Consider the following 10,990-nt stretch of genomic DNA (forward strand, 5'->3'; position numbering starts at 1 on the left):
ATCCAAGGACTGATTTTTGTTTAAGAAAGAGCGAAAAATAAAAAAGCGCTCAGGCAAGAATTTTTTCCTGCCTGAGCTCATTCACTCATTCAATTTGAACTCACCAACACTATTTGACGAAGAGCCGACTTTTCCCGGGGCAAAAGAAATGAAATAATCAAACCGACTGATGGTAATCAATCATTATGTATATGCCTTTACTTATGTTTAATCATATTTTTTTAATTAGTAGTTTTCAATATTCTATACTCCATTCGACAATGTTTTTCAATAGTTTTAACAACATAAAAAAGCAGCCGTAACCAGCGGCTGCTTTCCTTGATTAGCGGAAGTCCTGTTTTCTTCCGCTAATTTCTTTTTCATTTTTCCCCCGCCTGTTTTCAGGTGAATAACTCCCTTAAAAAGAAGTGAATCAGCTGAAGAAACATGAAACCAGTGCTTTGCCATAGACTTCATCATAGCGAACCACGACTTTGCCGCAGCGTTCCTGGATTTCATCGTAGTCAATGTAGTCGTAGCGATCAACATTAACGATTACACAATTTTCAAGCTTTTTAATGACCTCTCCAGTGACTTTGCGCTGTAGTCCGACCGGTTTGCATTCGTAGGCTTGGCCTAGTTGAATGTTCTCGCGATTCATAGTGTTCTCTTCCTTCTTTCTAATCATTTTGTAATCTTATAATACCACCTGCTTTTTCAGGTGTCAACAATTATTCTAATTTTTTTCTCTCTTTTTTTTAATTTTAAACCAATCAAAAAGACATTTTCCGAAATCATTCGGAAAATGTCTGCTTTTTACTATTTTTTTGCTTCTAACAATACTTGCACATACTGTTGTAAAAATGCTTGATCTACTTCGTCATACATCCCCACAACTCCAGCATCAATATCCAGCACGCCTACGAGTTGGTCATCTTGTACCATCGGGACCACAATTTCACTCATGGCAGCTCCGTCACAGGAAATATAGTTTACGTGTTCTTTGACATTTGGTACAACCAATGTTTCCCGACGTTGGGCACTTTCCCCGCAAACCCCTTTTCCCATTTTGATTCGCGTACAAGAAACACGTCCTTGAAATGGACCCAAGACCAGCTCTTCGCCATTGAATAAGTAATACCCGGCAAACACCGTTTCTTTCAAGGTCTCATTTAAGAGTGCTGAAGAATTCGCTAAATTAGCCAACCAATCCGTTTCTGCTTCTAATAAGCCCTTTTGTTGCAGCAATAACAGTTCATATGCTGAGCGTTTTTCTTCTGCCGTCCACACCATACCCAGATTCCCCCTATAGCTTATCTCCATTATCAAAACCTATCTTGTGGAGCTTTTTGATTTGTTCCCAATCATACCACCCGTATCATCTACAAGCAATCATTTCTATCTCGAAACCAAAGAAAAGGCTTCTTTTGATCAGAGAAACCAAAAGAAGCCTTTTCATTACACTAAAATACTTGAACCAACATTTAATAGGGAACACTTTGATTACGTAATCCCCAAAGAGCTGCCTCTAGTGCAGCGCCGCCTAATCCTCGAGCTTTATCGGAAATGGTCTGATAGTCCACATCTTCCCTTGGGCGGGGATCGACATCTGCCACCTTCAATCCTTTAGGAATCGTCAAGCCTGCTTGAATTAAACCTCGTAAAGTACCAGCTAAAGGCGAATAGACCGGTGTGGTATCCACATAAAAGATCAATTCGCCAGCAGTCACCTGGTCCCCAATCCTTCTGATATGTTTTACGACACCGGCTGCCGGTGAGTGTACAACCCGCTCACGGCTCTTGCCCCCCAAAATTCCCGGTACCCCAGTATTTGGCAGTGCTTCGCCCGCAAATATCAATCGTCCCAGTCGATGACCTCTCATTGTCTCTATCACGACATTTACATCTTGTGGTGCCGAAAATCCTGGACCCAGTGCAATCGTAATCGGTGCCAGCTGTCGATTTGTCCCTAAATTTTTCTTAGCAATAATCGCGTCTACCAAGACTGTCGGTTTCAATTTTTGCAAAGATTTCCCTAAAGGATCAATTAGTAAAGGAATCTCCCCCGCTGACCAGACGTCCTCACACTGGGTGACGTCAGTAATCATTCTGGCAGTCAGGTCTTCTACCTGATACATTCCCTCATAAACGGCCGAGCATAGTGATACTGTCCGCCTGATTGCTAAAGGTTGTTCTGTTTCTAAAATCGCAACTTTAAAGCCGCTTCTATGAAATTTTTGGATGACGCCAGTGGCCAAATCTCCACCGCCTCTCACGACAACAAGCGTCTCTGCTATTGTTGCCATATACTCACCCCGCTTCCCTTCAGTGCGCTGCCCACTATCACCGTTTGCAGTCGCGTCTTGATTTCCGGTGACAGTCCTTCAAAAATAGCGGCTGCGTCACGAAAGTCCTCTACTGTTTCCCCTTGATTAAAAAATAAGTGAATAGTTCCAGCTGCCTGTCGTAGAATACCTTGGGGGTGCTCAATCATCCGCTGCAGGTGGGTGATCTGCAGTGCGTCCCCGACTTCTGCTCCCGTCAATTTTAGAAATAACGGCAATCGGTGGACGGTTTCTTCGCTGATTCGCAGCCCAATCCCAGAGATCGGAATCACCAAGATAGTCGCTGTCGTCTCGGGCAGAATCACTGGTTCCTGTTGTGACCAGCCCTTCAATGGGAGCTGTCGGGAACCGTCTGCTTCCAAAATCACTTTGTCATACTGACCAAATGACTCTTGAAATTCAGGTGCCCTAGGAAGTGAAAGTTTTTTTACCTCATTTTGGCTAACGACCTCACCAGCAACAGTGATTCCCGGAACTTCCTCTGCCAATCTTGCGAAATCTTCTGTAACTAATCGATTATAGGTTTCTACAGGCGGCATCGCAATTTTAGTCGTAGTACCCACCAAGACCCGCTCGCCCTCTTCTTTATAGCTGTTGGCTAAGTAGCGACAGAGACTAGTTTTTCCCCCAGAGCCAATGACCGCAATCACTTGGTGGCCGTTAAGTCCAAATAGTTTCTTTAAATCAGCCATGGCAGATACTCCTTATTGCCGTCTGTCTCATCAATCTGATAAACCGCCGCTGGCATTGCACCACCGGCTGTCAACAAGTCCACTGCAGCTGTTGTTTGTTTTCGAGGAATCCGCAAGCAGATCCCACAAAGTGAGCCCCCCAGTTTAACCGGCAGCGGCATGGGAGAAACCGGAATTAATTTGTCTTGCAACAGTTGTTCAGCTTTTACTGCAAAGTGGGTATTGGCAAACGTCAGCAAATTCATCTCCATCTTTTTGACCTCAGACCGTGATGGCTTTGTCGGCTTTTTGCTGCATTTCGCTAATCGCATACATATTAGTGATCTCACCGATTGCCAATTCGTCTTTCTTTTCATAAAAGTCGATACACGTACCGCAGACATAGATCTTGGTTCCTTTAGCGACTAAGGTTTCTAAATCTGGAAGTGATGACGAATCTCGGAGTGTCAAAAAGATTCCTTCATTAAAGAAGATCAATTCTGTAGGAACTTCAGAAAGTTCCGTCAGCGAATACAGATAACTTTTCATTAACAATGCGCCAAGCTGCGGATCGCCTTCTCCTAGATGTTTTTTACCAACCAAATAGGTAGTGACAGCTTTTGCAGAAATCGGAACACTTTTTTCTACGTTTGCTTCTTCAGTAAGAAACAGCGTGATTGTGAAGCGGTCAGTGGCTAACTTTTTTCGTTGCGTTGGGATCTCCAAACCAGAAGTCAGTTTTTCAATATTGTTCAAAGCAACTTCATTGTCTACTAGAACTTCAATCTCACCTTTATGCCCTCCCATTTCTTTGATGGCTTTTTTTGTCTCAATCACTGGGATTGGGCAAGGCTTTCCTAATGCGTCGATGCGAATCATGTTAACTCCTCTTTTCTTTCAATATAAAACTCAGAACAAAGCTTTCCGATTCTCTACAAAATAACGATTGCTTTCTCGCCACGCTCATCAGCTACCATGCCGATAATCGCGGCTGCCGGATCATCTTGTTGGATGGACAACAACAGTTCCTGTGCATCTTTGGCTGCTACGCTGATCAATAACCCACCTGAAGTCTGAGGATCAAGCATGATTTCTTGATACGCAGGAGCGACTTCTGTTAAGTCCACTTTACCTGCTACAAATTGACGATTTCGTTCTCCTCCGGCTGTTGCCAGATATTCCTCTGCGTAATAAAAAGCTTGGGGCAAAAGTGGCAAAGAACTCGTGTCAATCACTAACGTATGCTCACTTCCTGCCATCTCCGACACATGTCCCAATAAGCCAAAACCCGTAACATCTGTACAAGCATGAACAGCATGGCCGGCAAGCTTTTCGGCAGCATATTTATTCAGACGACACATGGAGGCCAGTGCGGCTGCTTCGGCTTCCTCACTTGCCAAACCGACGCGAGCCGCTGACTGTACCAGGCCGACACCAAGCGCTTTTGTTAAAATCAAGGCGTCACCTGGTTGCGGCGTGTCATTTTTCAAATAGTGTGCCGGATGGATTGTGCCTGTGACAGCTAAACCATATTTGGGTTCATGGTCATAGATGGAATGCCCGCCAGCAAGGCTTGCCCCTGCCTCAGCTACTTTTTCAGCACCGCCTGCCAACATTTCCGCCAGCATCTCTTTAGGCATTTTTTGTGGAAAGCACACCAAATTCAAAGCGTACAAGACTTGCCCGCCCATCGCATAGACATCGCTCATGGCATTGGCCGCAGCAATCCGACCAAACATCCGCGGATCTTCCACCATTGGAGAAAAAAAATCCACCGTTGAAATCAAGGCTTGCTGCTCATTTAGACGATAGACCGCGGCATCATCAGCTGTTTCAAAACCCACTAATAGATTCGGGTCTGTCGCACGAGGCAACGCCGAAAGAAAATCAGTTAATTCGCCAGCACCAATCTTGGCACCGCAACCTCCCGAGGTACAACTTGATAAAAATGACATGCTCTTCCACCTTCTATTACGCTTTCAATAGTTTATTCAATGCTAAAAGTGTCTTGTCGATTTCATCTATCGTCGTGTCCCAACCAAAGCTGAAACGAACGGCGCCACTAGCAAGGGTCCCCGCAACTTCATGTGCCCAAGGAGCACAATGGAGGCCATTGCGAGTAACAATGCCATAGTCTGCAAAAAGAGCGAAAGCAAGCTCGTCACAACTGATATTTTGAGGTACGACTGAAACCACTGGTACACTGCGATTAGCTAGTCCTGTTCCCAATAGTCTGACTGGTAGCTGCTGGAGGCCATCAATAAATCGCTGCGTCAGCCCTCGCTCATGGTCAGCTACCTTAGCAATTGTTTGTTCTTGCAGCCAGCCAAGACTAGCCGTCAAACTACGAATCCCCATATCATTTGGTGTTCCCGGCTCGAAGCGATCCGGCAACACAGTGGGCATCTCAGCCAACTCAGAAAAGCTGCCCGTCCCGCCAGTCAGCCAAGGCTGAATTCTTTTTACAGCCTCTTCATTTAAGACAAAGCCTCCGATTCCGGCCAATGCCAGTAGACTTTTGTGACCGGTAAAAGCAATCACATCTGCCTGCAGCGCCTCCATGTCAATCGGCAAAAAACCAGCTGTTTGGGCCGTATCCAAAACCGTCAATAGCCCCTTTGCTTTGGCAATCTCAAAACATTTTTCCACCGGTTGAATCGTGCCTAAGACATTTGAAGCATGAGTCATCACCAGCATTTTCGTATTCGGACGAATCATTTTAGAAATAGCCGCTGGATCCACACATCCGGTACTGTCGCAAGGTAACCGAGAGTACTCAATTTCCTGCTGTTGCAGCTGCTCCAATGGCCGACTAATCGCGTTATGCTCGACAGACGTAGTTAACACATGGTCTCCCGGCTGCAAACCCCCTTTTAAAATCATATTCAAAGAGGTCGTCACATTTGGTGTAAAAATCACATGGCTCGCATCCGTTGCTGCAAAAAATTCTGCAACAGCCGTCCGTGCCTCAAATGCATTCTGAGCAGTTCCTTGGCCTAGAAAGCTTCGTTGTAAAGCAATTTCTTCATTTTGCTGGAGATAGCTAACCAAGGCTGCTATCACAGCTGGAGGTTTTTTCAGAGAAGTCGCTGCATGATTCAGGTAGATCTGTTCTGCCATTCTTGCATCGCCTCCGCTTTACAGACGGACCTTACCGTCACTTTTTTTCTGCTCGTGCTAAAATCAATTCACCGGCAATACTGATCGCCAATTCCGCTGGTGACTCGGCTTTGATTGGTAACCCGATTGGCATATGAATACGCTGAATCTGTTCCTTGGTATAACCGGCTTCCTGTAATTTTTGAATCATAACTGCCACTTTATGGCGACTGCCCATGCCCCCTAGATAATAAGCTGGGGTCTGCAGTAGCTGCTGGTGTAGCATCAGGTCATACAGATGTCCCCGAGTCATCACCACTGCATAGTCGTGTTCTGTTAAGTGGACAACTTGAGAAATGTCTTCGAAATCCACCAGTAACCTTTCCTGAGCCTCTGGAAATACCGCTGAAGTCAAAAATTCCGGCCGATCATCCAATACAACGACCTGAAAATCTACTTTCGCCAAAACAGGAACTAACGCTTGTGCTACATGTCCCCCACCGAAGACATATAACCTGCCTGGTTGCTGTAGTTTTTCTAAGAAATATTCCTTCTCTGCGACAGTGATCAGCCCTGCTTGCCAATCTTCGAGATCTTGCCGGGTCAAATTCCTCAATGCGTCTCCACCAATCCAGCCACTATCTTCGCTGAAAAAAGCAAGAGCAGGTTCTTTTGGATCCAAGGAAGAAAAAAGCCAACCGCCAGAATCTTTTGCAAAAGCCGTCTTTACTTGCCGGATGATTTTCTGAATATTGATATCTTGCGGATCTAAATACTGAAAGAGCAAAGAGACCTTACCACCACAGACCATGCCTAAACCAGAGGCTTCCTTTGGTGTCAGACTGTAGCTCTTCACTTGACTACTCTTTTCTTGAATCATCTGAGCAGCCAACTCTTCTGCCAAGTACTCCACCTTGCCGCCGCCGATTGTTCCACTCTGTTGACCGGATTTAGTGAAAATCATCCGTGCTCCTCGTTTGCGGGGAGTCGATCCCGCACTCTTGACCACAGTTACCAACATTACTGGTTCTTGCTGTTGGAGAGCGACTACTAATGCATCAATAATATCTTTCATTTGGTTCATCCTCACTCCGATTACTACTGGTCAGACGTACCACCAGCATAGAAAACGCTATCACGTTCTTTCTTCCAAAGTATAACACTGGCACTAAAAAAATACAATTTCACCTAAAAAATATTCTGGATGATTTTTTGACGAATTGGTCTATTCGCAAAATTCCAATCCAATGATTCGGGCACCGCTTAACAAAAACCACTAACTGAAAGAAAAAACTCACTCTTTTTAATGAGTAAACACAAGAAAAGCACACCAACAAATGATCTTCGTGGAGTATTCGCTAAGTGAAGACACGGCCAAGGATGCAGTCAGCTGGCTATAAAGTGGTTCACGCTGTTTTCCCTGTACTTGGGTATAGAAACCGAAACAATCAAGTATTTTTGTATCAAATTTAAAAGTAAAACCTGAGCGTTACACTGACTAGGGAAGGTCTGCTGTGAAAACGACAATCTCGCAGAATACTACTTATTGAGGAATAAGAGACAAAACTTATGTAAAAAATGGCTTGATGACAAACTATCCTGTCGTTTTCTATCAACAAATAGAACCAAAACAAAAGAAGCATCCTCCAGAGCAATTCCTGTCATACTAAAAAATAACAGAAGTGCTTTGCAGGTGCTTTCTCGTTGAAATTTTCTCTCCAAATCGGCCTTGTGAGACAATTCAGTCCTTTTACTTATTGCGCCAAGCTAAACTCATTTTCATTATAAAATAAATAAATTGTAAAAACGAAGAGAAAAGACCAAATATTTTCATAGAAGTGTCTGTCCAAATAACCTTGTTCTTAAAAAGCCCACTTGTTTCTTAATATTCGTCCTTCTCTTTTCTGGGCCACTTATTCAGACGCCGCAAAATATCTTTCATTGAAACATTGAAATAAACGATTCTTAATGCGCCAGCGCTACAAAAGCCGCATAGAATCCAATAAAATCATAGATATAATGAACTAAAAAGCTGGCCCAAATAGATTTTGTTCTCATAAAAGCAATCGTCATGACCATCCGACCAAGAAATAATCCAATAATCGCATAGCCCACATTATAGTCGTAAGTTGAAATATGATAGACTCCGAACAAAATTGAGGATAAGGCCAACCCGAAAACTAGTGCAGTTTTTCTAGACCAGTTCCAATGATTAGCTAATTGAGTGAATGCAAGAAATGAAATGATGCCTAAAAATTCTTCTCCTAATAGTTGGATTAAATCTGTTACACGCGCTAAAAGAAAAGCAGCCCATCCATTCTCATGATGAATATTAATTGCTGCATTCGGATTAACTTCATGGCCGAACAAAGCATCTGTGATTTGACCGGTAAAATAATTGGCTAGAAAAGCAGCAAGGATCAGTAAAAGAATAAACCAAATATCTTTTACTTTGATGGGTCGGAATAGCTTACGCCAATCTTTTCCAACCGCCCAATAAACACCTAAGAAATTAATGGCTAGAAATAGTAACGCTGGCATAATCTGCCGACTAATGGCCATTATCGAAACATCGTACAATTCACTATTTGATAATGGCTTGAAAAGCGGAATACTTGATAACACCGGCGTCGTCAACAACACAAATGACAAAACATTGGCTCCTAACATCTTCAACCAAGCACTGAGAGCCAGTTTCGGTCGACTGTCAAATATATACGGATAATCTGTGTGCATAATTACTTCCTCCAATCCAGAACTACATTCAGTTTAGCTGAATCATCTTAAAAATTGAAATAATTCAGTTTAAACAAAATCGTTTTTCAATAAACAAAAGAAATAGATTCAAATGATTGAAATAAGGTGATGCATAGTTAATTTTTAATTTACACTTTAAGTACCTAAAAAAACAGACCAGTCATGTTCTAACCTGCAATAAAATCAAGAAAAAGACCACTGATTTAACAGTGGTCTTTCGTCATTCATATAACAGATATTAACGACGGATTTCTTTGATACGAGCTGCTTTACCGTGCAATGCGCGCAGGTAGTACAGTTTCGCACGACGAACTTTACCGTAACGTACGACTTCGATTTTTGCAACACGCGGTGTGTGCAATGGGAAAGTACGTTCAACACCCACACCGTTAGAGATTTTACGAACAGTGTAAGTTTCGCTGATACCAGCGCCGCGGCGTTTGATAACAACACCTTCAAACAACTGGATACGTTCACGAGTTCCTTCGACAACCTTTGCGTGAACACGTACAGTGTCCCCTGGGCGGAAAGCCGGGATGTCAGAGCGTAATTGTTCTTGAGTCAATTCTTGAATCAATGGGTTCATTTTGCATTCTCCTAATTTCCAAACATTCATAAGGTCATATACCCCAGCGGAATATCGTAATTGTTGAGCAGTGCGCTCACCAAAATATGTTACCACACAGATGAGCCCCTGTAAAGTAAATTTTATAAACGGCATCTGGATGGCCTACTTCTCTTCTCCATGACGGATGCGGCACAGTCGGCGCTTAAAACTTAGCTGAAAGGCGCCTGCTGCTCCTAAATTTCCAGCAGCAGCTAATAACAAGATAACTTCCAAGCGATTGGGAAGTAACCAGAGCAACAGGAGCACTAATCCGTTGACACACGCAGTAATTTTTAAAGCCACTTCTTCGCCGCCGAGAGCTTGTAGACTATACTTGTGAACTTCATAAAATGGTCGAGTGATTTCACAAAGAATCACTACACCCAAAACCGAGACAGCCGTCTGGGCAACTTGAGGAATATCTGTTACCAAAGAAATCAGTGACTTTTGCCAAAACCAACTACAAATAGCCAGAATCCCATAAATTCCAATAATCAGTTGTAGCGTTATTTTTGGTAGTTGCCTAGCTTCATCTAACTCTTGCTTTCCAATTTTTTCACCTATAAGAACCAGTAACCCGCTGCAATACATAAACATCGGTGCTAGAAAAATCTCGGGCAATGTTCGGCAAACCTGATAAGCGGCAAATATCAGACCACCTAACCGAACAAGAGCGGCGGTCAGTAGGACTTGGAACACCGAGCCTTCTAGTAATTCTTGTAAAAATAAGATTCCACTCTTTTTCAACAGGAACAGCCATCGTTCTCCTCTGATGCCCCTTAGAGCTGCTAATTCATTTCTCAATAGCCAACCATAATATAGACAAAGTATGCCCTCAGAGGCTAGACCGGCGCAAGCAATGCCCAATATCCGCTCGTTTCCTGTCAATAGTTGGACTGCCAACAGCCAAGTCAAAGCTAGCTGTACACCGCTACTAAAGACTCCAGCACGAAAAACAGCGCCGGTTTTTTTGACAACTTTCAACTGATTTGATAGTGAAAACACGCACAGCGTCAGCAAAATGTGCCAACTACTAATTCTCATATAGCGGTTTCCCAGCTCAAGAAGTTCACCATCAAACCGATAGATTCCTTTCAAAATCACACCGCTAAACAGCAGACCTAAGCTGACGAACAATACGCCTAAGCCCAAATTCAATAGCAACAAGGATTTGAACAAAGTTCGGGCAGCTGGCGAATGTTTATCCTCAACTCTTGGAGCATAGATCATATAGGAAACTGTTCCACTACCCAAAATACCAATCAGAGAATACAAGAGTCCGTCTACCGTCCCAATCACAGCGATGGCATTCGCAGAAATATGACCGGAAACAACTGCGAGCCAAAATTCAACAATTAATTGAACAATATTTTTACCTACAAGCGGCAACGAAAAGGTGTTTAGTGGCTCTTCGTCAAATAGTGTTGGTGAGTTCAAATTGAATGAGTGAATGAGCTCAGGCAGGAAAAAATTCTTGCCTGAGCGCTTTTTTATTTTTCGCTCTTTCTTAAACAAAAATCAGTCCTTGGATG

The 10,990-nt window shown here is 43.4% G+C and carries 12 protein-coding genes; all 12 read right to left on the bottom strand.

All coding sequences use genetic code 11. The features are described 5' to 3' along the window. Positions 1-412: 412 nt before the first annotated feature. On the bottom strand, positions 413-640 hold the full coding sequence (locus ACOMA8_RS14490) for a hypothetical protein (protein WP_161900755.1): 228 nt from the start codon (positions 638-640) through the stop codon (positions 413-415). Positions 641-798: 158 nt separating this feature from the next. After that, positions 799-1,269 carry a GAF domain-containing protein gene (locus ACOMA8_RS14495; RefSeq protein WP_161900772.1) on the bottom strand — a complete coding sequence of 157 codons (471 nt, stop codon included), beginning with the start codon at positions 1,267-1,269 and terminating at the stop codon, positions 799-801. A gap of 194 nt (positions 1,270-1,463) precedes the next feature. Further along, on the bottom strand, positions 1,464-2,285 hold the full coding sequence (yqeB, locus tag ACOMA8_RS14500; protein WP_421371671.1) for a selenium-dependent molybdenum cofactor biosynthesis protein YqeB: 822 nt from the start codon (positions 2,283-2,285) through the stop codon (positions 1,464-1,466). After that, complete coding sequence (gene yqeC / locus ACOMA8_RS14505; RefSeq protein WP_421371673.1) at positions 2,273-3,016, bottom strand: selenium cofactor biosynthesis protein YqeC; 744 nt, start codon at positions 3,014-3,016, stop codon at positions 2,273-2,275. The genes yqeB and yqeC overlap by 13 nt, the downstream gene beginning before the upstream one ends. Then, positions 3,004-3,267, bottom strand: coding sequence for a putative Se/S carrier protein (locus tag ACOMA8_RS14510; protein ID WP_161900758.1), 264 nt, complete (start codon positions 3,265-3,267; stop codon positions 3,004-3,006). Before ACOMA8_RS14510 ends, yqeC begins: the two co-directional genes overlap by 13 nt. Before the next feature lie 10 nt (positions 3,268-3,277). Next, positions 3,278-3,874, bottom strand: coding sequence for a sulfurtransferase-like selenium metabolism protein YedF (gene yedF, locus ACOMA8_RS14515; protein WP_421371675.1), 597 nt, complete (start codon positions 3,872-3,874; stop codon positions 3,278-3,280). A 53-nt stretch (positions 3,875-3,927) separates the two neighbouring features. After that, positions 3,928-4,950 carry a selenide, water dikinase SelD gene (gene selD / locus ACOMA8_RS14520; RefSeq protein ID WP_421371678.1) on the bottom strand — a complete coding sequence of 341 codons (1,023 nt, stop codon included), beginning with the start codon at positions 4,948-4,950 and terminating at the stop codon, positions 3,928-3,930. Positions 4,951-4,966: 16 nt separating this feature from the next. Continuing rightward, on the bottom strand, positions 4,967-6,115 hold the full coding sequence (sclA, locus tag ACOMA8_RS14525) for a selenocysteine lyase SclA (RefSeq protein ID WP_421371680.1): 1,149 nt from the start codon (positions 6,113-6,115) through the stop codon (positions 4,967-4,969). 37 nt (positions 6,116-6,152) lie between these two features. Further along, entirely contained in the window at positions 6,153-7,169 is a 1,017-nt protein-coding gene (gene xdhC, locus ACOMA8_RS14530) for a xanthine dehydrogenase accessory protein XdhC (protein WP_161900762.1), read from the bottom strand. 890 nt (positions 7,170-8,059) lie between these two features. After that, positions 8,060-8,830: a CPBP family intramembrane glutamic endopeptidase gene (locus ACOMA8_RS14535; protein ID WP_421371683.1), complete on the bottom strand. Its 771-nt coding sequence runs from the start codon at positions 8,828-8,830 to the stop codon at positions 8,060-8,062. Between the two features lie 259 nt (positions 8,831-9,089). Further along, entirely contained in the window at positions 9,090-9,437 is a 348-nt protein-coding gene (rplS, locus tag ACOMA8_RS14540) for a 50S ribosomal protein L19 (protein ID WP_010754280.1), read from the bottom strand. A 144-nt stretch (positions 9,438-9,581) separates the two neighbouring features. Beyond that, the gene (locus ACOMA8_RS14545) at positions 9,582-10,973 is read right to left on the bottom strand and encodes an MATE family efflux transporter (protein ID WP_421371685.1); all 1,392 of its coding nucleotides are present in this window, start codon (positions 10,971-10,973) and stop codon (positions 9,582-9,584) included. Positions 10,974-10,990 lie beyond the last annotated feature (17 nt).

The sequence above is a fragment of the Enterococcus infantis genome, from assembly GCF_049166715.1.
Taxonomy (GTDB): Bacteria; Bacillota; Bacilli; order Lactobacillales; family Enterococcaceae; genus Enterococcus_C; species Enterococcus_C leclercqii.